The organism is Bacillus norwichensis, from assembly GCF_014836955.1.
In the GTDB taxonomy this organism is placed as follows: Bacteria; Bacillota; Bacilli; order Bacillales; family Bacillaceae_C; genus Siminovitchia; species Siminovitchia norwichensis.
Window position 1 is genome coordinate 159,914 of record NZ_JACSPV010000001.1, and the last position, 23,659, is coordinate 183,572.

General features: G+C 41.3%; 22 protein-coding genes. 3 read left to right on the forward strand and 19 right to left on the reverse strand.

Translation table 11 applies throughout. The features are described from left to right. Positions 1-10 precede the first annotated feature (10 nt). From H9631_RS00835 to gpr, 15 genes are all read right to left on the reverse strand, one after another. The gene (locus H9631_RS00835) at positions 11-742 is read right to left on the reverse strand and encodes a LytR/AlgR family response regulator transcription factor (RefSeq protein WP_191809354.1); all 732 of its coding nucleotides are present in this window, start codon (positions 740-742) and stop codon (positions 11-13) included. Next, positions 726-1,451, reverse strand: a complete 726-nt coding sequence (locus H9631_RS22660; protein WP_318246753.1) for a sensor histidine kinase — start codon at positions 1,449-1,451, stop codon at positions 726-728. The genes H9631_RS00835 and H9631_RS22660 overlap by 17 nt, the downstream gene beginning before the upstream one ends. 71 nt (positions 1,452-1,522) lie before the next feature. Then, positions 1,523-2,464: a LytS/YhcK type 5TM receptor domain-containing protein gene (locus H9631_RS22665; protein WP_318246749.1), complete on the reverse strand. Its 942-nt coding sequence runs from the start codon at positions 2,462-2,464 to the stop codon at positions 1,523-1,525. Between the two features lie 100 nt (positions 2,465-2,564). Continuing rightward, on the reverse strand, positions 2,565-3,221 hold the full coding sequence (gene deoC, locus H9631_RS00845) for a deoxyribose-phosphate aldolase (RefSeq protein ID WP_191809355.1): 657 nt from the start codon (positions 3,219-3,221) through the stop codon (positions 2,565-2,567). A 63-nt stretch (positions 3,222-3,284) separates the two neighbouring features. Next, on the reverse strand, positions 3,285-4,634 hold the full coding sequence (gene mtaB, locus H9631_RS00850; protein ID WP_191809356.1) for a tRNA (N(6)-L-threonylcarbamoyladenosine(37)-C(2))-methylthiotransferase MtaB: 1,350 nt from the start codon (positions 4,632-4,634) through the stop codon (positions 3,285-3,287). A gap of 4 nt (positions 4,635-4,638) precedes the next feature. Beyond that, on the reverse strand, positions 4,639-5,391 hold the full coding sequence (locus tag H9631_RS00855) for a 16S rRNA (uracil(1498)-N(3))-methyltransferase (protein WP_191809357.1): 753 nt from the start codon (positions 5,389-5,391) through the stop codon (positions 4,639-4,641). A gap of 15 nt (positions 5,392-5,406) precedes the next feature. Continuing rightward, positions 5,407-6,339, reverse strand: a complete 933-nt coding sequence (prmA, locus tag H9631_RS00860) for a 50S ribosomal protein L11 methyltransferase (RefSeq protein WP_191809358.1) — start codon at positions 6,337-6,339, stop codon at positions 5,407-5,409. Between the two features lie 17 nt (positions 6,340-6,356). Continuing rightward, a complete protein-coding gene (dnaJ, locus tag H9631_RS00865) occupies positions 6,357-7,478 on the reverse strand; it encodes a molecular chaperone DnaJ (protein WP_191809359.1) in 1,122 nt (373 codons plus the stop codon). A gap of 215 nt (positions 7,479-7,693) precedes the next feature. Further along, the gene (gene dnaK / locus H9631_RS00870; protein ID WP_191809360.1) at positions 7,694-9,535 is read right to left on the reverse strand and encodes a molecular chaperone DnaK; all 1,842 of its coding nucleotides are present in this window, start codon (positions 9,533-9,535) and stop codon (positions 7,694-7,696) included. Between the two features lie 34 nt (positions 9,536-9,569). Further along, complete coding sequence (grpE, locus tag H9631_RS00875) at positions 9,570-10,175, reverse strand: nucleotide exchange factor GrpE (protein WP_318246750.1); 606 nt, start codon at positions 10,173-10,175, stop codon at positions 9,570-9,572. Between the two features lie 269 nt (positions 10,176-10,444). Next, positions 10,445-11,476, reverse strand: coding sequence for a heat-inducible transcriptional repressor HrcA (gene hrcA, locus H9631_RS00880; RefSeq protein ID WP_191809470.1), 1,032 nt, complete (start codon positions 11,474-11,476; stop codon positions 10,445-10,447). Positions 11,477-11,590: 114 nt separating this feature from the next. Beyond that, positions 11,591-12,721 carry a radical SAM family heme chaperone HemW gene (hemW, locus tag H9631_RS00885; protein WP_191809361.1) on the reverse strand — a complete coding sequence of 377 codons (1,131 nt, stop codon included), beginning with the start codon at positions 12,719-12,721 and terminating at the stop codon, positions 11,591-11,593. Between the two features lie 91 nt (positions 12,722-12,812). Beyond that, positions 12,813-14,651, reverse strand: coding sequence for a translation elongation factor 4 (gene lepA, locus H9631_RS00890; protein ID WP_191809362.1), 1,839 nt, complete (start codon positions 14,649-14,651; stop codon positions 12,813-12,815). 120 nt (positions 14,652-14,771) lie between these two features. Next, entirely contained in the window at positions 14,772-15,116 is a 345-nt protein-coding gene (locus tag H9631_RS00895) for a DUF3679 domain-containing protein (protein ID WP_191809363.1), read from the reverse strand. Positions 15,117-15,193: 77 nt separating this feature from the next. Then, a complete protein-coding gene (gene gpr, locus H9631_RS00900) occupies positions 15,194-16,342 on the reverse strand; it encodes a GPR endopeptidase (protein WP_191809364.1) in 1,149 nt (382 codons plus the stop codon). 335 nt (positions 16,343-16,677) lie between these two features. On the opposite strand from gpr, the gene rpsT reads away from it, so the two are divergent. Beyond that, positions 16,678-16,941, forward strand: a complete 264-nt coding sequence (gene rpsT, locus H9631_RS00905; protein ID WP_120114913.1) for a 30S ribosomal protein S20 — start codon at positions 16,678-16,680, stop codon at positions 16,939-16,941. Between the two features lie 101 nt (positions 16,942-17,042). Here rpsT and holA read toward each other — a convergent pair whose 3' ends face one another. Next, positions 17,043-18,062 carry a DNA polymerase III subunit delta gene (holA, locus tag H9631_RS00910; protein WP_191809365.1) on the reverse strand — a complete coding sequence of 340 codons (1,020 nt, stop codon included), beginning with the start codon at positions 18,060-18,062 and terminating at the stop codon, positions 17,043-17,045. Between the two features lie 295 nt (positions 18,063-18,357). Between holA and H9631_RS00915 the strand changes: the two genes are divergently transcribed. Further along, complete coding sequence (locus tag H9631_RS00915; RefSeq protein ID WP_191809366.1) at positions 18,358-18,504, forward strand: YqzM family protein; 147 nt, start codon at positions 18,358-18,360, stop codon at positions 18,502-18,504. Between the two features lie 293 nt (positions 18,505-18,797). Here the strand turns inward: H9631_RS00915 and H9631_RS00920 are convergent, their stop codons facing one another. The 3 genes from H9631_RS00920 to H9631_RS00930 form a co-directional block, all read right to left on the reverse strand. After that, a complete protein-coding gene (locus tag H9631_RS00920; RefSeq protein WP_191809367.1) occupies positions 18,798-21,104 on the reverse strand; it encodes a DNA internalization-related competence protein ComEC/Rec2 in 2,307 nt (768 codons plus the stop codon). Between the two features lie 437 nt (positions 21,105-21,541). Further along, a complete protein-coding gene (locus tag H9631_RS00925) occupies positions 21,542-22,006 on the reverse strand; it encodes a ComE operon protein 2 (protein WP_191809368.1) in 465 nt (154 codons plus the stop codon). Between the two features lie 54 nt (positions 22,007-22,060). Next, entirely contained in the window at positions 22,061-22,657 is a 597-nt protein-coding gene (locus H9631_RS00930; RefSeq protein WP_191809369.1) for a helix-hairpin-helix domain-containing protein, read from the reverse strand. Between the two features lie 75 nt (positions 22,658-22,732). On the opposite strand from H9631_RS00930, the gene comER reads away from it, so the two are divergent. Beyond that, the gene (comER, locus tag H9631_RS00935) at positions 22,733-23,590 is read left to right on the forward strand and encodes a late competence protein ComER (protein ID WP_318246754.1); all 858 of its coding nucleotides are present in this window, start codon (positions 22,733-22,735) and stop codon (positions 23,588-23,590) included. Positions 23,591-23,659 lie beyond the last annotated feature (69 nt).

The window sequence follows — 23,659 nt, forward strand, 5'->3', positions numbered from 1 at the left end:
CTTCCATGTTTTAAATTTCTAATTTGCCCCTTAATGCCTTTACATAATTTCGGCTTACCGACAAAAGTTCTTTTCTGCCCTCCAGTTCAAGCTGATAAGCCCCATTAAACCATGGTGTTAAGCGAGAAACATATTCTAGGTTGACTAGGTAGCTTTTATGAATTCGAAAGAAACAGTATGGATTAAGACGGCTTTCTAAGTCCTTCAATGAAGTTTTTAAGACGTATTCTCCGTTTTTCGCAATAATTCTGGTTAACTTTTTATCCCTGAAGAGATAAAGGATCTCTTTCGGCTCTAGATAGTCAATCTCTCCATTGGCCTCAACAGCAAGCTTTCCTGTATATATTCCTTGATTAATCCTTTTTGCAGAAACAAAGTTTTTTTCAATTCTCTCAATCGTTTCTTGAAGCTGATCTTCGTCATATGGTTTAAGCAAGTAATCAATTGCATCAAAGCGGAAAGCTTCTGCTGCAAACTGAGGGTAAGCTGTCGCGAAGACCACTAAAGGAGCCTTTTTTAATTTCCTTAACGCCTTGGCAGTCTCCATTCCATTCATCTTTGGCATCTCAACATCCAAAAACACAACATCCGGCTGAAATTGCAAAGCTTTTATGACAGCCGATTCCCCTGATTCGGCTTCACCAACTATTTGTATGCTCTTAAAAGCACTTAATAAGTGTTTCAATTCATCGCGGCTATATAATTCATCATCGACAATGATTGCTTTAATGGGCCTGTCCATTCGTAATCGCTTCCCCTTCATTTTCAATGAAAAATGCAACACTTGTGCCTTTGCCATCACTGCTGTTGATTTTTAATGCTGCCGACTTACCAAAAGTCATGATTAATCTGCGGTTCACATTGTATAAAGCCAAACCGTTTCCATTCTCGGATTCAATTGGCGCCATACCTATTTGCTCCCTGCGTTCTTCACTCATTCCACTTCCATTATCCTCGACGGCAATGTAAATATTGCAATTATCCTGTTTGATTAAAATTTTTAAAAGACAATCACGTTCCTTGTTTTTAAATCCGTGCTTAATAGAGTTTTCTACAAGCGGCTGCAATGTGATCGGCGGGATGGAGTGCAAGAGTATATCTTCATCTATAACATAGAAAACCTTTAGTTTATCGACAAATCGGGCCTGCTCTATCGAAAGGTAGGCCTTTGTATGCTTTAATTCCTGTTCAAGAGTTGTCATGCTGGTTGTCGTAACGGAAAGATTCTGCCTTAAAAAGTGAGAAAGAGAGACTAATAATTTCCTTGCTTTGGAAGGGTCATTGCGAATAAGAGAAATAACCGTATTTAGTGTATTAAATAGAAAGTGCGGGCTGATTTGTGCTTGCAAGGAAATAATTTCTGCTTCCTTCGCCAGTTGATAGGCTTTATCCGCTTCTGCCATTTCAAGCTGGTTACTGATGATCATACTCAGTCCCGAAATCAATTCCATCACCACATGGTTGGCTTCCTTTTCGGAACGGAAATAAAAGATGAGGGTTCCAACTGTATCTTCTCTTATTTTTAAGGGAGCAATGACCGCAGCACCGAATTGGTTGCCTTTCTCCTTATATTGCTCGACAATAATTTCTCCCTTTTTATAGCATTCTTTATAAACGCTTTTTCTACGGGACCTTCTCTCCGCTGATCCTCCCCCACGCCGACATGGGCCAATATATTGGTCAGGTTTGTCATGGCAACAGCGCTCGTCTGAATGTCATTATGTATAATTTGACAGACTGCACGTGTCGATGCAGCTGTAATACCATCGCGAAGATGGACAAGTGTCTGGTCGGCAATGCGCAAAATTTTTTGCGCCTGTAATGCCACAGCCTTCTCTTCTTCATTTATCACATTTTTTATGATAAGCAGAAAAAGGGCACAGCCCAATCCATTTGCAATAATCATGGGCATGCCAATTACTTCTACCAAAGCTAAAGCCCTTTCAAACGGTCGGGAAATAAGTAAAATAATCAGCATTTGAATCGCTTCGGCAAGTGCTCCAATCATAAAAGCTGATTTTAGTTTTACCTGCTTGTCTTTCTTGTGAAACATACCGGCCAGCACCCCGGCAAAAATAGTAGCAAGACCGCATGAAAGCGCTGTAAAACCACTCAATGTAAAGCGATGAATGGCCGCAATTAGCGCAGCACCGATTCCAACCCTGTATCCACCAAGCATCCCCGCTAGGACAATACCGATCACCCGAGAATTCGCGATGGCTTCATCTGCAGAAAGATCAATAACCCAGCGGTCAATGTTCAAAGTCTCTGTGCTCAGTCTCAAACCAGTATATGTTCCTATGATTCCAAAAAACCCGAAGAAGATAATCGCTGTGAGCTGCTGTTTGCGATCAAGCTTCTCCAGGTAAACCATATTTCTAAAAAACTTAAAACGCGTTAAAATAAAGGCGATTGTTACGATAATACCCAGCCGTTCCAGCATCGTAATGAACAGTTCGAACATAAAAACGCTCCTTTTTAATGATAATAGACACTTAATATCTGATCATCGGCTGTTATCAATCCGGTCTGGAGTTTTTTATGTCAGCTTCGGTATAAAATTATTAATTTCCCTTTACAATCTTAGCCCCTGAGCTTGCCCCTATCCTTGTTGCTCCAGAATCTATCATCTTCGCGGCATCCTCCTGTGACCGAACGCCGCCAGACGCCTTCACTCCCATTTGACTTCCGACTGTTTTCCTCATGAGTGCAACATCCTGTTCTGTAGCACCTCCGCTTGAAAACCCAGTGGAGGTTTTTACAAAATCTGCTCCAGCCTGTTTGGAGATTTCACAAGCGATCTGTTTCTCTTCATCAGTCAAAAGACAGGTCTCAATGATCACCTTAACAAGCGCCCTATTTTTTGCCGCAGCCGTGACAGCTTGGATATCCTTTTTCACAATATCAAGGTCTCGGCTCTTTAAGGCCCCGATATTGATTACCATATCCACTTCCTGCGCACCCTTGTCTATTGCATCTTTAGTCTCAAATGCTTTCACATCAGATGTGGAAGCTCCCAGCGGAAATCCAATAACTGTACAAACCTTTACATCCGTTTCTTTTAAAGAGACTGCCGCTGTTTCCACCCACACTGGGTTTACACAAACAGAAGCAAATTGGTATTCTTTGGCTTCTTCACACAAAGCTTTAATTTGTTCTTTCGTTGCATCGGGCTTTAACAAAGTATGATCAATCATCTGAGCAATATTTTTTGGAAGCATGTTTTCTAATCCTCTCCTGTTTTTATTATTGAAAAAAACTGCAGCGATGCGCTGCAGTTTAATTTATACTACCATAGAAGCAGGGGCATCTTCATCCATTATACGGACAAATTGTCCTTCACAATACGGATATCCCGCTTTTGTTATTTTGACTTTTACAAGCTTGCCGACCATTTCTTCGGTCGCTGGGAACACAACTTTTAGATAGTTGTCTGTGTATCCTTCATACAGGCCGCTATCTGGATTATTTTTGAACGGCTCCTCGGGAATGACTTCAAGGACCTCATCTTCGAATTTGGAAGCATACTCTTTAGCCAGCTGATCCGAAAGTGAAATCAAGCGATGAACGCGGTCATTCTTCACGCTTTCGTCAATCTGATCTTTCATTCTGGCTGCCGGAGTGCCTGTTCTCATAGAATAAGGAAATACATGTAACTCCGAAAATTTATGCTCGTTTACAAAATTGTAAGTCTCCATGAATTCTTCTTCCGTCTCACCTGGAAAACCGACAATCACATCTGAAGTGATCGCCAAATCAGGTAATGCTTTCTTTAAAAGCTCCAGACGCTCGGCGAAAAATTCCATTGTATACTTACGGCGCATTCTCTTTAATACAGTATTTGAACCAGATTGGAGAGGTATATGCAAATGCCTTACCACAAGCTTAGACTTGTCGATAACATCAATTACCTCGTCTGTTAACTGGCTGGCCTCAATGGAAGATATTCGAAGTCTTTTCAATCCTTTGACGTTTGCTTCCAAATCGCGAAGCAAACCAGCAAGATTGTAATCCTTCATGTCTTCACCGTAGCCACCTGTATGAATGCCAGTCAGTACGATTTCTTTGTACCCTGCATCTACAAGCTGCTGTGCCTGATGGATGACTTCCTGGGGATCACGGGAACGCATAAGGCCTCGCGCCCATGGAATGATACAAAATGTACAGAAATTGTTGCAACCTTCCTGAATTTTAAGGGAAGCCCGTGTACGGTCAGTGAATGCCGGAACATCCAATTCCTCATACACACGATTTTTCATAATGTTGCCCACACCGTTAATCGGTTGGCGCTCTTTCTTATACTGCTCAATATAAGAAAGCATTTTTACCCTGTCCTGTGTCCCGACTACAACATCAACACCAGGAATTGCCATAATTTCCGCAGGTGAAGTTTGAGCATAGCACCCTGTCACACAAATAACAGCATCAGGATTTTTACGGATTGCACGGCGGATAACCTGACGGCTTTTTTTATCACCAGTATTGGTGACGGTGCATGTATTGATGACATAAACGTCGGCGGTATCCTCAAATTCCGCCCGCTCATATCCATTTTTTTTAAACAGTTGCCAAATAGCTTCCGTTTCATAGTGGTTGACTTTACAGCCTAATGTATGAAATGCCACATGGGACATCATATCACCTCATTAATTCAAAATGATAGGAAACAGCGGATAATACATATAATGGAGCTGTCTCCGTCCTTAAAATCCTCGGTCCCAATCCAACCAGATCAAAACCATGAGATTTTAGTTGCTCGGTTTCTAATTCTGCAAACCCGCCTTCCGGGCCGAAAACGAATAAAATACGGCTACCGGGTTCAGCTGAAGCAAGCATTCGTGCCAAGCCGCTCTTTTCTCCATTTTTCGCTGCTTCCTCATATGCAACCGCCGTATAGTCAAAGCTGTCTCTAAAAGTAAGAAGTTGTTTGAATGAGAGAGGCTGCGAAACTTCCGGAATTCTTTGCCGGTGTGATTGCTCTGCTGCCTCTTTGGCTATCTTCTTCCATCTTTCAAGCTTTTTCGAGGCTTTTTTCTCTTCCCATTTTACAACGGAGCGAGCAGCAATGAAAGGGACAAATTGTGAAGCGCCCAGTTCGGTGCCTTTTTGTATGACCCACTCCCATTTATCCCCTTTTGGCAACCCGCTCGCAATCGTCACGTGGACTGGGAGCTCCTTTACTTTTGCTTCCCATTCAGCCACTCGAATTTCTACCGAAGACTCTCTTATTCCTTCGATAACCCCTGTTCCTGCTTCCCCACTCTCAAAAACCACATAAAGGGTATCACCCTGCTTCATTCTCATGACGCGGGTGATATGATGGAAATCTGTTCCAGAAATAATTGCCCGTTCCTGGCCATTAAATGGCTCATCTATAAAATACCGCTGCATTTCTTCACCTCTAGTTCAACGCCTGGCAATAAATGCTGCCCAATCTTCCATTCTAATCGTTTCTTCAATGGTAAAGCCGGCATCTTGAAGCACTGTCTTTACTTCCTCGCACTTTTGCTCAATAATGCCTGAGGTTATGAAAAAGCCACCTTTTTTAACTGCTTTTGCGGCCTCATTAGCAAAGGAAATGATTACTTCCGCCAAAATGTTCGCAACAATGATATCTGCTTGTTTAGTAATACCGTTTAAAAGGTCATTCTTCTCAACTGTTACTACTTCCGCCACACGGTTTAGAGAAATATTTTGGCGCGCGGCTTCCACAGCCACCTCATCCAGATCCAGTGCTTTTACTTCCTTTGCATCAAGCAGTGCCGCAGCTATGCTCAATACCCCGGAACCTGTCCCCACATCAATAATACTGTCACCTTTTTTCACTGTTTTCTCAAGTGCCTGTATGCACATAACAGTTGTCGGATGAGTGCCAGTTCCAAATGCCATCCCTGGGTCAAGTTCGATAATGAGTTCTTCATCAGAAGGTGTATAATCTTCCCAGGTAGGTACAATTGTAAACCGCTCAGAAACATTGACAGGATGGTAATATTTCTTCCAAGCTGTTGCCCAATCCTCTTCTTTAACATCTGAAAGGCCGAGTTTATTTTCTCCTATGTCAATATTAAAGTTCTTCAGGTTGGCAATATTCTTTTTAATTTCATCAAGCGTCTCATGTAAAAGTGACGTTTTGGCAAGATAAGCTTTGATGATGACTCCCTCTTCTGGAAAATCATCGGGATCCAGTTCATATATTTCCCCAAACCGATTTTCTCTCACTCGCAAAAAGTCAGCTCGATCCTCAATTACCAGTCCGCTGATTCCTGCCTCGTATAAAATATGGCTAACCGCTTCCACAGCCTCATTGGCAGTGAGTATGCTGATTTCAGTCCAATTCATTTGACTGCTCCATTCATTTAATCGCCTTTAAAAGCACGTTTCATTTTTCCAAAAAAGCTCTCGTTCTGTTCATCAGGAACGTTTCCGCTTATTTCTGCAAATTCGCGAAGCAACTCTTTTTGTCTTTCGTTCAGTTTTGACGGAGTGATAATTTTCACAAGGACATGCTGATCGCCTTTACCGAAGCCACGGACATTCTGAGCACCTTTATCACGCAGTCTGAACCTTGTTCCTGTTTGAGTGCCAGCTGGAATTTTCAACTTCACTTTACCATACAATGTAGGAACTTCTATTTCATCTCCCAGTGTAGCTTGGACAAAGGTTATCGGCATTTCACAATAAATGTCATCCCCGTCCCGTTCAAAGAATTCATGTGGTCTTACATGGAAGACGATAAAGAGATCTCCAGGAGGCCCTCCGTTGACACCTGGTTCCCCTTGACCGGATACACGCATCTGTTGGCCATCGTCAATGCCTTTAGGAATTTTCACATTGATTTTTTTCCTTTTCTTGACTTTGCCTTCCCCATGACATGTCACACACTTATCTTTAATAATTTTTCCAGTTCCATGACAATGATGACATACCCGGCGGTTAACGATTCTTCCGAAAGGCGTTTCTTGTTCCACATTTAACTGACCTGTTCCGTGACAATGCTGGCACGTTTCAGGTGTTGTTCCAGGTTTCGCACCTGATCCATTACAGGTCTCGCACGTTTCTTCGCGAGGAATTTCAACGACTGTTTCTTTTCCAAAGATGGCTTCTTCAAAAGTTAGAGTCATCGTATATTGTAAGTCAGCCCCTTGCCTAGGCGCATTAGGGTCTCTGCGGCCGCCGCCAAAGAAACTGCTGAAAATATCCTCAAATCCGCTGAAACCACCAAAATCAGACCCGCCACCAAAGCCTCCAAATCCACCTTGTGGTCCTTCATGACCAAATTGGTCATATTGAGCCCTCTTTTGATCATCATTCAACACTTCATAAGCTTCCGTTATTTCCTTGAACTTCTCATCGGAACCCGGCTCTTTATTTATATCCGGATGATATTTCTTCGAAAGCTTTCTATATGCCTTTTTGATTTCCTCTTTCGAAGCATCTTCCGAAACGCCAAGCACTTCATAATAATCCCTTTTGCTCATGTTTCCACACTCCCGAATCTTTTCACATAACGTTCATTTTATCATATTAGATCTATGTAAGAAAAGCGCAAGAGACTTTTGTTAGCCTCATTATTATAAAACGATTCCAGTCAAGCGCCTTTCAGTATGCTGTTGCTTCCGATTACCTGTGTAAAAAAACCCCATGAATAAAAGTCAAAGCCCGGTTCGGACGGGCTTTGACTTTCAAGACATGTTTATTTTGATTCTTTATCGTCATCGACTTCTTCAAATTCTGCGTCAACAACGTTGTCGTCTCCGCCGGCATTTGTTCCTTCCCCGTCTCCCTGCTCAGCCTGAGCTTGTTTTGCTGCTTCTTCATACAGCTTAACGGAGAGGTTTTGAACAATTTCTTGAAGAGCATCTTTCTTTTCACGGATATCAGCTGTGTCATTTTTCTCTACAGCTGCTTTTAAAGCATCTTTCGCTTCTTCCGCTTTCTTAACTTCAGCTTCGTCCACTTTGCCCTCAAGTTCTTTTAACGTTTTTTCGGTTGTGAAAATTAATTGATCGGCTTCGTTTCTGAGCTCTACTTCTTCTTGGCGCTGCTTGTCTTTTTCCGCATTTTCTTCGGCTTCTTTGATCATGCGATCAACTTCTTCTTCTGAAAGTCCTGAAGAAGATTTAATAGTGATGTTTTGCTCTTTACCTGTTCCAAGGTCTTTCGCGCTTACGTTGACAATACCGTTTTTATCGATATCAAATTTGACTTCGATTTGTGGAATGCCTCGTGGCGCAGGTGGAATATCAGACAATTGGAATCTTCCAAGCGTCTTATTGTCTGCAGCCATCGGACGCTCACCCTGCAATACATGGATGTCAACAGCTGTCTGATTGTCCGCTGCAGTAGAAAATACCTGTTGCTTGGATGTTGGGATTGTTGTATTTCTTTCGATCAATTTTGTGAAGACGCCGCCCATTGTTTCGATTCCAAGTGATAATGGTGTAACATCAAGAAGTACGACATCTTTAACATCTCCAGACAAGACACCGCCTTGGATGGCCGCACCCATTGCTACTACTTCATCCGGATTTACGCCCTTATGAGGCTCCTTACCTGTTTCTTTGCGAATAGCCTCCTGAACAGCTGGTATCCGTGTAGATCCACCAACAAGGATAACCTTATCAATTTCAGCAGCTGATTTTCCGGAGTCTTTGATAGCTTGACGAGTTGGCCCCATTGTCTTTTCTACAAGAACAGAAGACATTTCTTCAAATTTCGCACGAGTTAGAGTGACTTCAAGATGAAGCGGTCCCGCTTCTCCTGCTGTGATAAAAGGAAGAGAGATTTGTGTCTGTGTAACTCCAGATAAATCCTTTTTCGCTTTTTCTGCTGCGTCCTTTAATCTTTGCAAAGCCATTTTATCTTGAGAAAGGTCAATTCCATTGTCTTTCTTAAATTCTTGTACTAGATAATCAATAATGACTTGGTCAAAATCATCTCCGCCCAAGCGATTATCCCCTGCAGTCGCTAATACTTCAAATACGCCATCCCCAAGTTCAAGAATGGAAACGTCAAAAGTACCACCACCAAGGTCATATACTAAAATCGTTTGGTCTTCATCTGTTTTTTCTAAACCATAAGCAAGAGCTGCAGCTGTCGGTTCGTTAATGATCCTTTCCACTTCAAGACCAGCTATTTTTCCGGCATCCTTTGTTGCCTGGCGCTGTGAATCATTGAAGTAAGCTGGAACAGTGATAACTGCTTTATCCACTTTTTCTCCAAGATAATCTTCAGCGTATGACTTCAAATACTGAAGGACCATAGCAGATAATTCTTGAGGAGTATATTCTTTTCCCTCAATTTCTTCTTTAAAGTCTGTGCCCATATGACGCTTGATGGACATGATTGTATTCGGGTTAGTGATTGCCTGACGTTTAGCAACCTCCCCTACTTGAATCTCTCCACTTTTAAAAGCAATAACTGAAGGAGAAGTACGATTTCCTTCCGGATTCGGAATAACTTTTGGCTCCCCGCCTTCAAGCACTGCCACACATGAGTTTGTAGTTCCCAAGTCAATACCTATAATTTTGCTCATGCCTATATGACCTCCTTAACAATATGTATCTTGACTATTTGCTCACTTTAACCATTGATGGTCTTATGACTCGATCTTTCAGTAAATATCCCTTTTGGAATTCTTCCAAGACAACATTCTCTTCCGTTCCTTCTTCCTCAGCCTGCATTACCGCTTGGTGAAGGTTTGGATCGAATTGGTTGCCAACAGCCTCAATTTGCTCCGCGCCCTCGGTCTTTAAAGCTTCAATGATGCTTCTATAAACCATTCCAACGCCTTCAAGCAACGCCTTCGTCTGCTCATTATCAGGATCGATTTGCATGGCTCTTTCAAAATTATCGATTGCAGGAAGAAGATTCGTGATCAAGTGCTGCGCTCTATATTTTTCATCCGCTTCCCTGTCAAGCTTAGTTCTGCGGCGGAAATTGTCAAAATCAGCAAGCAGGCGCAAATAGCGGCTTTCCTTCTCCTCAAGCTGCGCTTCGAGCTCTTTGATTTTATTCGCCAGCTCTTGCTCATTTTCTTGATTTGAAGACTGAACATCATCAGCTTGCTCAATCTCTTGTCCGCTAAGCTCCTCATGCTTTACATCATTATTTTCTGCCGTATTTTCTTGATTCAAATCTTCCGGCTTCAGTGTTTCTTTTGATTCTTCTTGCAATGTCTTCACCTCCTTAAATTAAAATGCGATAGGCGGCGCTTAGGGGCGACAAGCGCTGGCCGCCTCAGATCGCGACGTCCTGTCGCATCGGTGGCACTAGCACATCCTATCCGTCGGAGGGCAGACCAGTGAAGTTGTTTTTTGACTTCATTGGTCTGACCGAAGCGACCTCGAGCCCCTGCCGCCTAAAGCTAGACAATCGAAAAGCGTAAGCGCCTATTCAATAATAAGGGAAATTAGCAGTAGAGCTAATTTCCATTCCGGTTTGTTTAACTTTCGTTAAACATCCTCGTCAATGCTTCGCTCATATCCCTGCTTAAAAAATCAAGCAAACCGATCACTCTGGAATATTCCATTCTAGTCGGCCCCAATATGGCGATTGACCCGACGGGCTCTGGGCCGATGGAGTATGTGGCCGTTATCAGACTGCAATCTTCCATGGCCATATTTTTATTTTCTTTTCCAATCGTAACATGTATCCCATGGGGAATATGTTTAAAAAGTTCATAAATCCCCTCTTCTTTTTCAATCATGTTCATTAATAATCGGACTTTATTAATATTGTGGAATTCCGGCTGATTAAGCATATTTGTCTTTCCACCGAAAAATATTTTTTCATTGCCTGGAACGTCCAGTGTTTTTAAAATGGATTTCAGCAAAGTATCATATTGATGGATATTCTGTCTCAGAATCTCCGCCACTTCATACTCAATTTTAACCCGCAACTCTGAAATTGGTACTCCGGCCAGTTTTTCATTCAAAATATTAACCAGTTTTTCAATATTTTCGGGTGGATGGTTTTCTGGTAATGAAAAAAGCTTATTTTCCACATGCCCGGTATCTGTTATGATCACTGCGACAGCCATTCCTCCAGAAAGGGGAACAATTTGCAGACGCTTCAGCTTATTTTCTTTGACAGCCGGGCCAAGAAGGATAGTCGTGTAATTTGTCAGTTCTGACAACACGCTGGCAGATCGCTGAACAACGTCTTCCAATTCATATATTCTCTCCGCAAAAATAGAATGGATTAGCTGTCTTTCATGAGCGTGAAGCATTTTTGGTGCCAAGAGATGATCTACATAATATCTATACCCTTTTTCGGAAGGTATCCGCCCTGATGAAGTATGGGTTTTTTCAATATACCCAGACTCCTCCAGGTCAGCCATTTCATTCCGTATTGTTGCAGAGCTTAGATTTATTTCTTCTCTTTTGGACAATTTTCCCGATCCGATGGGCTGGGCTGATCTGATAAATTCGTCAATAATGGCTTGCAGTATGAGTAATTGCCGATCTGTAAGCACCATTCATCACCCCTGTTAGCACTCTATCAGCATGAGTGCTAAATCTAATATAAAAGTAACAAAATGACCTATTGATGTCAACGAATTTATCCTCGTTTCACTTGTGACTTTTGATTAAATAAGAAAGGTTTGAAACACTTCATTTCCAAGAAAAAGGCCTTGGCGGGTAAGTCGAATGCTGTCGTTTTTCTCTTCAATCCAGCCTTTTGCAGTCAAATCTTTTATCTGCTGTTGGAATAGCACCATTGGATTAATAGAAAACTTCTTAATAAAATCGGGAATATTGACTCCAATCCTTTTTCTTAAACCGAGAAACATTTCTTCTTCCATTTTTTCACGATCAGTCACTTGGTGTTGCTCAAATATTGGGAGTACACCCTTCTCCAGTGGTTCCATATATTTTTTCAAAGGTCCATAATTTGAGTAACGGACCCCCTTCATATATCCATGTGCTCCCGCACCAAACCCATAATACTCTTCATTGTTCCAATAAACGAGATTATGGATACTCTGAAATCCCGGCTTGGAAAAATTACTTATTTCATACTGCTGAAACCCGTTTTTTTCCATTTGGTTCATTAGCATCTCGTACATGGCTGCTTCCTGATCTTCTCCTGGCAATTTAAGCTTGCCCCTTCTCATCAGATTATAAAAAACAGTCTTCGGCTCAACGATTAAGGAATATCCCGAATAATGCGGCAGGTCTAGTTTAATCGCCTTTTGTACAGTGTCTGAAAAATCTTCCACTGTCTGGCCTGGCAATGCGTAGATTAAATCAATGCTTAAATTTGAAAAACCGGCCTGCTGTGCATGTCTGATAGAGCGATAAACATCTTTCACCTCGTGGGACCGTCCAATTCTCTTCAACAATTCATCATTAAAGGATTGAACACCAAAACTGAGCCTGTTGACACCATAATTTGAAAGAACATGAAGCTTGTCTAACGTCAAGTCTCCCGGATTGGCTTCAAAAGTAAATTCCCCGTCCTTAGAGAAAGGAAGTTTTTTTCGTATTGCTGAGCATAGGGCGTCAAGCTGCTGTACATTTAAGGCTGTTGGCGTGCCGCCCCCCACAAATATCGTTTTCAGATTCATGTCCGGAAATTGAGCCCGATATAAGTCAAACTCTTTTTCGAGGAGCTGCAGGTACTCATCAACCGGCTGTCCGCTCATAAAAAATTTATTAAAATCACAGTAATGGCAGATGTGTTCACAAAAAGGTATATGGATATAGGCTGAATTCATTTTGTCACAACCTTGTTAAACTTGATTTGCAGCAAAAAGAAAGGGCACAAGTAAAAGATTACTTTCCCTTTCTCTTCATGCGCCAATAATTTTATTTAGAGCTATTCCCGGAGTCATCCATTTTCAGCACAGCCATGAACGCCTCTTGTGGAACCTCAACAGACCCTATTTGTTTCATACGTTTCTTTCCTTCTTTTTGTTTCTCGAGAAGCTTCCGCTTCCTGGAAATGTCACCACCGTAACATTTCGCGAGAACATTTTTCCGCATGGCTTTGATGGTGGATCTTGCAACAATTTTCTGACCGACTGCCGCTTGAACAGGAACCTCAAACTGTTGGCGCGGAATGAGATCTTTCAATTTTTCCACTATTACTTTCCCTCGTTCAAATGAAAAATCCTTATGGACAATAAAGCTGAGGGCATCCACTTTTTCTCCATTTAATAAAATATCCATTTTCACAAGGTTGGACGGCTTGTATCCAATCGGTTCGTAATCAAACGACGCATAGCCCTTCGTATTGGATTTTAATAGATCAAAGAAATCATACACGATTTCGGCGAGCGGAATTTCATATACAACATTGACTCTGATTTCATCCAAGTATTGCATGTCAATGAAATTCCCCCGTTTTTCCTGAGCCAATTCCATAACTGCACCGACGTAATCATTTGGTACCATCATCGAGGCTTTTACGTAAGGTTCTTCAACCCTGTCAATTTTCTGGGCATCTGGCATATTGGCAGGATTATCAACAGAAATCTCCGTTCCATCATTCATGTAAACTTTGTAAATAACACTTGGAGCTGTCGTGATCAAATCTATTTTAAACTCACGTTCAATTCGCTCTTGGATGATTTCCATATGCAAAAGTCCCAAAAAGCCACAGCGGAATCCAAATCCAAGTGCCTGTGAGGTTTCCGCCTCATACTCAAGAGCCGAATCATTCAATTCAAGCTTTTCTAACGCTTCTCTTAAATCATTGAATTTAGCTGAATCAATCGGATAAAGTCCGCAGAAAACCATCGGATTCATTTTCCGGTAACCTGGAAGCGGCTCACTAGCCGGATTGTTCGAATTTGTGATTGTATCACCAACCCGCGTATCAGCCACATTTTTGATGGAAGCTGTAACGAAACCAACATCTCCTACAGTTAATTCGTCCACAAGCATCGGTTTCGGAGCATGGACACCTACCTCGTTTACTTCAAATTCTTTTCCGGTGGCCATCATCTTTATTTTATCCCCTGCTTTAATTGTTCCTTCCATCACACGGACTGACGCAATGACCCCTCTGTATGCATCATAAAGCGAGTCAAAGATGAGAGCCTTAAGCGGCGCGCTCGGATCGCCATTAGGTGCAGGTACCTTTTCCACAATTTGCTCAAGAATATCTTCAATCCCAATCCCTGCTTTTGCTGACGCAAGCACCGCATCAGAGGCATCCAAACCAATAACATCTTCAATTTCCTTCCGAACTCTTTCCGGATCCGCCGCAGGAAGATCAATTTTATTGATGACTGGCACTATTTCCAAATCATTGTCCAAAGCTAGGTAAACATTGGCAAGCGTCTGAGCTTCGATACCCTGTGCCGCATCAACAACGAGTATAGCTCCTTCACAAGCAGCGAGACTTCTGGAAACCTCATACGTAAAGTCGACGTGTCCCGGAGTATCTATCAAGTGAAAGATATACTCCTCTCCATCCTTTGCTTTATATGTCAATTGAACTGCATTTAATTTTATTGTTATGCCCCGCTCACGTTCCAAATCCATGGAATCCAACAACTGCTCCTTCATTTCCCTTGAAGACAGGGCTTCTGTCTTTTCAAGGATGCGGTCAGCTAAAGTAGATTTTCCATGGTCAATGTGGGCAATAATTGAAAAGTTGCGGATTTTCTCTTGTCTTTTCTGTCTGTCAATATGATTCATTTTTTTCACTCCTGTTAATAGGCACATGTCCACTAGGTTAGATTATATCAGCACCGGTCTCAATTCACAAAAAAAAGCACATATAAGAATATGCGCCATTTTTCATGTAGATCCCGTATTTTAGCCTTTAAAAAGGTTCATAAAAAAATCAATTAAAAATTTCGCCGTCGCTTTTACCGAGGATGCCAGCGTTTTTCCCAAAGAAGAGAAAAAGTTGAAAGTTTCGAGATCCTCTAGCTCTTTCTTTTTCTCAGCAAGTTCCTCCGCATGGTTGATTTCATTTCCCAAAAGCGCCGCCTCCATTTTTCCATCCTCACTCTCACTTATATGGACCGGAGGCGGAAGTGCCATATCTTCATACCCCTTCATCCCCTGCATTCCTTGGTGAGCTTTTTCCATACCAATAAAAACCCCTACAAACAGAACCATCAACAAAAACGATAATTTTAAGATAAATTTAGCCAAACTCCGGTCACCTCCGTCTCCGCCTAATCTATTAATTATTTTATGTAAATGAGAGTGTTAATAGAACAGCAGGTCTATCACCGTGTTTTAAAGCCGGCATCATTTTGATCAACAGATAAGTGAAGTGCCGCATTTAAACCTGCAGCTATTAGGTTGGCCATATCTTCAATAAATACATCTACCTCTTTGGGTGTCACCATCAGATTATGACCCAAAGGTGCCAGAACCTCCTGAATCAATCTTCTTTTTTCTTCATCCTCCAACATCCCTACAATCCCCATAAAACTTTTCCTTTGATCCTCGCCTGGTAAATCCTGTTCTGTAAGTTTCTTCTTTTTGCCGAAAGTTAGGCCCGCTGGCGCCAATGATCTTGATGGCTGATCAGATTCTTTCATTTCCCTTCCAAAGTGTTTCAAAATATAGTCAATCGTATCACTTGTAATGGTGACCGCGTCGACCACTGTCGGTACACCAATAGAAATGACAGGTATCCCTAACGTTTCCCTGCTTAATTCCTTTCTTTTGTTGCCGACTCCTGAACCCGGATGGATACCCGTATCTGAAATTTGGATTGTTGAATTGACCCGATCAATAGAACGCGATGCCAGCGCATCAATTGCGATAATGAAATCGGGCTTCGATGTATCAGCTACACCAAAAATGATATCGCTCGTCTCAATACCTGTGATCCCCATCACCCCAGGAGAAATGGAACTAACAGGCCGGTAACCCTCCTCCACATTCTGCGCTTCAAGTTCAAAGAGATGCCTCGTGATGATTAAATTTTCACAAACCCTTGGTCCAAGCGAATCAGGTGTTACATTCCAGTTGCCTAGGCCTACAACTAGACAACTCGCTGATTTTGATATATCAAGCATTGTTAAAAAACGACTGAACTCCGCCGCAAAAATTTCTTGTACTTTTTGCTGGAGGACAGTGTCCTGGTTTCTAATTCCTTGCACTTCAATCGTTAAATAATTACCGGCCTTTTTACCGATCTGCTCTTCACCTTCCGGCGTTATGTTGACAGAGGAAATCGTTACGCCGTCCTGCTCCCGTTCTTCAACCTTAACGCCGTTTATTTCACGCTGTTGTTCCTTTTCCAATTGATCAACAGCCATTTCAAATGCTTCTTTCGCTAAATCAGTCCTTACTGAAAACCGGCTTAAATCCAATTCATTTTCTTTCAATTTACAAGATACCTCCCTCGCTGATCGCTTTACCATCATCTTCTCCGTTCTTGTGATGGTTCATTCACCGAAGAGGTCGGTTTGTCATTTAACTTCATTCAGCAGAAATCTCCCACTTCTGGTAAGCAGTGAGATAAATGCATATTGTCATTTCATTCAGTGGGGGTTCAACCCCGGCTAAATAACGTCAAAGCCTTCGGCGGATGCCACAGATTTTCAGAGGAAATTTATCGGGCAGATCTCGATAAAATCTGGGAGTAAATACGCCAAAGCGCATTTGATTATTGCAATATTAGAGCCCGTTTGGTAAAATACTCTTGTTCTATTAGATAACGAATGGGCAAACCGAATAGTCTTGGGAGGTGAACGAAATGCCAAACATTAAATCTGCGATTAAACGTGTAAAAATCAATGAATATAAAAACGAACAAAATGCAGCATTTAAATCATCCATGCGTACAGCTGTCAAAAAATTTGAAGCTGCTGCAGCTCAAAATGACGAAAATGCAAAAGAACTGTTCAAAAATGCAGTCAAGCAATTAGACAAAGCTGTCACAAAAGGAATCATCCATAAAAATACAGCCAACCGTCAAAAAGCGCGCTTGGCTAAAAAGCTCAGTGCCATTACTGCATAATTAAAAACGACCTGTTCAGGGTCGTTTTTTTCGTCATTATGATTCAGTTGTGAACCATTTATTGGTCATTTATATGTGCAGCAAATCCCCGCTTGTACTTTTTACGACTTCCCCTTTAAAATTTGCATCAATAATAATTCCACTGCAACTGACCGATCCAGCCCGCCAGTCTTTAATTTAAAATCGCAGTCTGCTATCAAATTTATGATTTTCTTCAGCTCATCGTTTGAAAAGGAAGCCGCATGGGCCGCCGCCAATTTCACTCGATAAGGATGGACCTTCAATAAACCAGCTACATGCTTTTGATTGTATCCTCTCCCTGTCAATTCCTTAACCTGATAAATGAGTCTAAACTGGCCCGCAATGAGAGATAATATTTTAATCGGCTCTTCATTTTGCTTCATCAAATCATAATAAATTCGAAATGTCTCTTCACTTTCCTTATTTATAAAACTCTCTGTCAAAGCAAACACATTCTGTTCTAAAGATCTTGATATAAGGCTTTTAACTATTTCTTCAGTGATTAAACCTTCTTCTCCAACATTCAAAGATAATTTAATCAGTTCCTCATTCAATACCATCAAGTCATTTCCGACCATGAACAGCAATATATCAACTGCCGATTCCTCTATTTGGGCATGATGGAATACGGCACGCTCTTTGATCCAGTTTTTAAGCTGAGGCTCGTTCAAAGGTTTTGCTTCAAACACTTCTGCAGTTTTTTTGAGAAGCTTTGTGATTTTTTTCCGTTCGTCCAGTTTTTCATAATCAGCAATGAAGACCATTACTGTGTACGGGGCAGGATCGGTTAAATATTTCTCCAGTTTTTTTAGATCATGCTCTACCTTCTCCTTTTGCTTGCCAGCCGTTAAAAATAAAGGATTATGTAGAATCACCAGCTTTTTTTCACCCATGAACGGATAAGTTTCTGCATCCTCAATTGCAAGCTCCACCGGCGTTTCTTCAAGATCATAAGCTGAATAATTAAATTCTTCACTGTCATTCGTTAACACGTTCGCCATCAGTTTTTGTTTTATGTCATTGATTAAAAAGCTTTGCGTTCCGTATAATAAATATATTGACGAAAATGTTTTGTTTCTAATATTTCTCATTATGCTCATACGATATTCTTCTCACTTTCCTGACTTTAAGGTTCTATATTATCGTAAGGAAAGAGAAGAAGTTTGACAAGAGGCAAAGGGGGCTTTCCCATAAAAGCCAAAGCCCCCTAATCTATATTGAACGCCTTTAAACGAGGCCTAGGACACTCATTCAAAAGCGGAGTAACGTGCCGTAAAGATAGTTTGACCACAAGCGAAAAAAGTATATGTGTCAACTCTTGTCAACTGAGGTAAAAGGAAAGTGGATTTTTTTAAAAGCTTCATCTATACTATAGTGGAAATAGGAGGGGTAGTTGTGAGAGAATCTGAATTTGAATTTGAACAAAATGTACAGTCCACGCGTAATGATGCTATCGATTCAGGAGTTGGTTTTGTAGTATCATTTGTATTCTTCACAGCCATTTTTGTGATTGGCACAGTAATCGAAGTGCTCGGAAAGTAATTAGAAAAAGTGCCTTAAGAAGGCGTGTGGAGAAACAAAGTTTTTGTCGGTAATCATGCAATTATTCATCCAAGAAAGAAGAAGTTTGCGTAAAGGCAGGCTTCTTCTTTTTCTTATTGCGTGTTCAAAAAAAATTTCCAAATTAGAAGCCAGATAATCATGGTGGCAGTTACAAGCAGTGGAATGTATGCTTTTAGATAAATGAGCAGCACAAAAACAAGCAAACGAGGAAATGTAATGCTAGTTAATTGATTATTTTTTGAACATCCTCTTTAAGGACTTCTCGCACTATCTTATGGCAGCACCGTCTTAAAGGTTCCCCCTTTAGAAGTAAATCGAAAGTGTATCGCACCGGACTCATCCGTTCGTAATACTTGTGCATTTTCTGCCTTCAAAATTTTCAGGACCTCAGCATGTGGATGCCCATACCTGTTTGATTTCCCTGCTGAAATAACAGCATGTTCAGGGCTTGTCATTTGAATGAAAGGCTCGCTGGATGATCCCCGACTGCCATGATGCCCCACCTTTAACACATCAATATCCAGATGGCCGTACGCAGATATCATTTCCTGTTCTCCCCCTTTCTCTAAGTCACCGGTAAACAGCCAGCTAAGCCCTCCAAAGGAAGCATACAGAACAAGTGAATCATCATTCCCTTCGTATTCATCATCAAATGGATAAATGAAATAAAATGAACCTGATTTATTTTCCCACCTATATCCGGCTTTTACTTCTTTCACCTTTACCTTTTCTTTAAAAGCATGATTTATAATATCCGCCATCATTGGTTTTTCCCAGGAATTTGGACTGATTAAAATTTCACCAATTTTTAGCTCACCAATCAGTTCGTCAGCTGCTCCGATATGATCGGCATCACTATGGGTTAAAATTAATTTATTAATCCGACTGATCCCTTTACTCTTTAAAAAAGGAAGAAGCGTATCTTTTCCTACCTTGAACGGTTTCCTTCTCTCCTGCCATTCGGCAACAGGGAAGTGAAGCTGTCCGCCCGTATCAATCATGTAGACTCCGCGATTGTAAGGAAGCTTGATCAAAATACTATCGCCCTGCCCTACATCAATGAAAACCACTTCCCCATAAGGCGAATACTTCTGGCTAACAGAATAAACAGTTAAAATAAGAAGAAGAGGTAAAGCGCATTTTAGCGGATGTATTCTTTTCTCCCACAATACGAAAAAGATCAGGATACCGCCCACGATAAAAATCATGCCAAAAGACGAAGGCCTGCCTGTCAAAAACATTGAATAAGACATAGATCCGGCTACTGACGCAACTTTCTCCGAAACATGTATAACCCCGTCTAGAATTCCTGCAACAAAACCAAAAAACGGTAATTTCATCAAAGAAATGGCAAATAGAAGGAAAACAGCCGGTAATAAGATGAGCGTATAAAACGGCACGAAAAGCAGATTTGCCGCGATACTTATCAAGGAAAATTCGTAAAAATGATAAGAAAGAATAGGTAATGAGGAAAGCATGGAAATGAGCGATATGTTTAGCATTTGTAAAATGACATGGTTTTTTTGTTGGAGAAAATAAGCGGATGATACTGTCAATGCAAAACTGACTGAAAAGGAAAGCTGAAAACCAATATGGTAAATCAATAATGGGTCAAATAAGAGGAACAACATAAAGCTAAGGGAGAAAATATCCAGTGTAGAGAGCTTAAGTCGCCATTTATTTGCTGATAAAAGCAGGATAGCCATAATGACTGCCCTAATTACAGGAGGATTGCCACCACTCAAGACTGTATATATCGGCAGAAGAAAAAGAAGCGTCCAAAAGACCGTCTCTCTTGTCATCCCCACCCATATACACAAAAAGAAAACACTCCCGACAATAATACCCACATGAAGACCTGATATAGCAAGTAAATGCACCACCCCAAGCTGCTTATATGATTGATCCACTTCTTCTGAAATAAGCGACCTTTCACCAAAAATAAGCGCAGCAGCATAAGAAGCCAGTTTTTCTGGAAATTCATTTTCAATTACTTGTACGCCTAATGCACGCAAATTTTGCAAAGTCGCTGTCAAAGAAGTTCTACTTGGATGACACTCAACCATGGAGATACTGTCCGGTTCAAATGTCCAATGGATGTTCATTCTTTTCAAATATTGTTGATAATTAAAAGCATGCTCATTTCGATTGACTTCTGGCAAAACTAATTTACCATCCATCGTGCAGACAGTTCCGGCACGCAACTTCCTTACCAATTCATCTTTTTCATTTTCTGTAGGAATTTTATAAAGTAACATCAGCTTTTCTTTTTGAGGAGAGACAACGACCGCTTTAAGTCGATTTCCGTCAATTTGAGGATATTCTTTGAAGGTTAGTACTACAGCTTGAAGTTTCGCAGGAGATTTGTAATTAGAAACATGTGTAATCTTCGTATACTCACTGGCAAAAAAGAATAGTAGCACAAAGACAAAGTAAAGGCTAAGAATGTTGAAGCTTTCACAATAAACAATCCTAATGATCGTGATGGAAAGAACAAGGATTGATAGCAGCTGCAACTCAAAAGACAAAAGAATGCCAGAGAAAGCTGCCAGCGCCATAAAAACCCATTTTCCTGACATAGCTGCCTCCTTTGCTAAGGAATGATAGAGGGCAGTTTTTAGCCCTCTTAAAGAAAGTATAAAATTTTTATCGTTTTCATTTTAAAAATCAGATTTCCATGTCCGGCGCTGACGTATAGGACGTACTAATGCAAGCGAAGCTAAGGAAGTCGTGTTTTGGGCCAGGAAGTACTGGTGCCACCGAAGCCACGGAATTTGGTAGCTTAAGGCAGCATTTTTCGCCGTGTTTTCTGGCTGTTAGATCGGCTTGAGGTCCGCTTCTGAAGGGAAAGTACGCCTCTTCAGCGATTGGATAATAAGCATCCATTCTCGCACTTCGTTTTCCTTTATCTCAATTGAAGGATAGTCGACTATGTTCGACTTCCTGTAGCAACGCCGACGCACTAACATCCTGTTGGCGCAGTTTGTACGTCGCTAAACGGTGTCTAGCGCTTTTCTTATTCATTTGCATAAGCAAATTTCATGAAAATATCTCTGTCCAGCGGCACCTGTTCCATATGCACTCCCGCTTGTTCAAATAATTCGACTGCGTGTGGATGATTTTTATAATTCTCAGCGTAATACACCGCCTCTATTCCTGCCTGAATAATCCCTTTTGTACATTGCAGACATGGGAAATGCGTTACGTATATTTCCGCTCCATCCGTTGGAACTCCAAATTTAGCGCATTGAATAATCGCATTCATTTCGGCGTGAATCGTCCTGACGCAATGTTCGTCAATCACATAACAGCCTTCATCAATACAGTGGACACCGCCAGCGATTGATCCGTTATATCCCCCTGCAATAATCCTATTATCCCTTACGATGGTGGCTCCAACTGTCAGTCTTGTGCAAGTGCTTCGGAATGATAATAAATGGCTTTGGGCCATAAAATACTGTTTCCAAGGTATTCTTTCCATATGCTACTCCCTTTTTGATGTTTTCTTTAGTTTATCGGCTTGTATCTATCTCAGTCAATTGACAGTGATTGATTCCTGCAGCTTTTCAAAAGTTTTTTCCCCTATACCTGACACATTCTGAATATCTTCCACCCTTTTGAAAGGCCCCTGCTCCTCTCTATAGTCAATAATTGCTTGCGCTTTGGCCGGTCCCACTCCTGAAAGGGTCTGAAGCTCAGATAAATCTGCTCGATTAATATTAATTTTTCCTTCTGTCTGTGAAGATGAATGGTCTGACATTACAGGCAGCACTTCGTCGACGACCTCACCTTTTTCTGGTACATAAATAACCATTTCGTCATGGATTTTCTGGGCAAAGTTCACCTGTTTCGCATCGGCTGTCTTAATCAGACCCCCAGCTTGCTCAATGGCATCAAGAATCCGATCCCCCTCCTTAGCCTCATAAAGTCCTGGCGAAGAAACAGCTCCTTTCACATCAACAAAGAGAGGCCCGAAAGTTCCCTCCTGTTCTTCCATTTCAAAAGACTTCTCCGTATTCTCCCCCATCATTGCTTGTAAACCATCATCATTCTCTGCTTGTAGTTCCTCCTTTGGTTTACTAATAAAAAGAAATACCGCAAGTGCAGCCACGACGCCACCGATTAAAAGCATTTTATATTTCTCCAGCCATATCATTTCATATCGCCAGCCTTTCTTATATGAATAATCTTTCTTATAAAAGCATAGATTGTCAGGAATAGAAAAGTTAAAGGGGGGAACAGCATGAGGGTCGGAATTATTGGAACTGGAAATATGGGAACCATTCTTCTAGAGGCCTTGATCACTGGTGGAGCGGTTTCTCCTTCGGATCTCGTGATCACAAATCGGACAAAATCTAAAGCCGACAGGCTTAAACATGTGTATAGAGATATTACGGTGGAAAACAGCCCGGACGAGGTCATAAAGCAATCAAATATTATTTTTATTTGTGTAAAGCCACTGGATATTATTTCTTTGACAAAGGAAAAGGCCTCATTATTCAGTGAGGAAAAGTGTCTTGTTTCGATTACCAGCCCCATCCAAGTGCCTTGGCTGGAGCAGCTAGTTGATTCATCTTGTGCACGAATTATTCCAAGCATCACAAACAGAGCTTTGGCAGGTGTGTCTTTATTTACGTTTGGAAGCAGTTGTAAAAAACAATGGAGAGATACATTGTGGGAGATGTTTTCCAAGGTATCCGTCCCACTTGAAATAGATGAGAGCATTATTCGGGTTTCCTCGGATATTGTAAGCTGCGGGCCAGCGTTTATCAGTTTTTTGACAAGAAGTTTGATCGAAGCCGCTGTGGCGGAAACCAAAATCGATGAGGAAACAGCAACGAGGCTGTCAGAGAATATGTTGATCGGACTAGGGGAGCTTTTAAAACAGAAGCATTATACATTGCCTACCTTACAGGAAAAAGTATGCGTCAAAGGGGGAATTACAGGGGAAGGCATTGCGGTCATGGAACAAGAAAAAGGAGAAATGTTTGAAAAGCTTTTTCGAGCAACACATAAAAAATTTTTCGATGAAGCTCTTCATATCAAAAAAAAATTTAACTCATAATAATAGATTCTATCTTGAAAGCAAAATCCCTTCTTTTTTTATGAGTCCTGGCGAAAAAAAGCAAGAGGC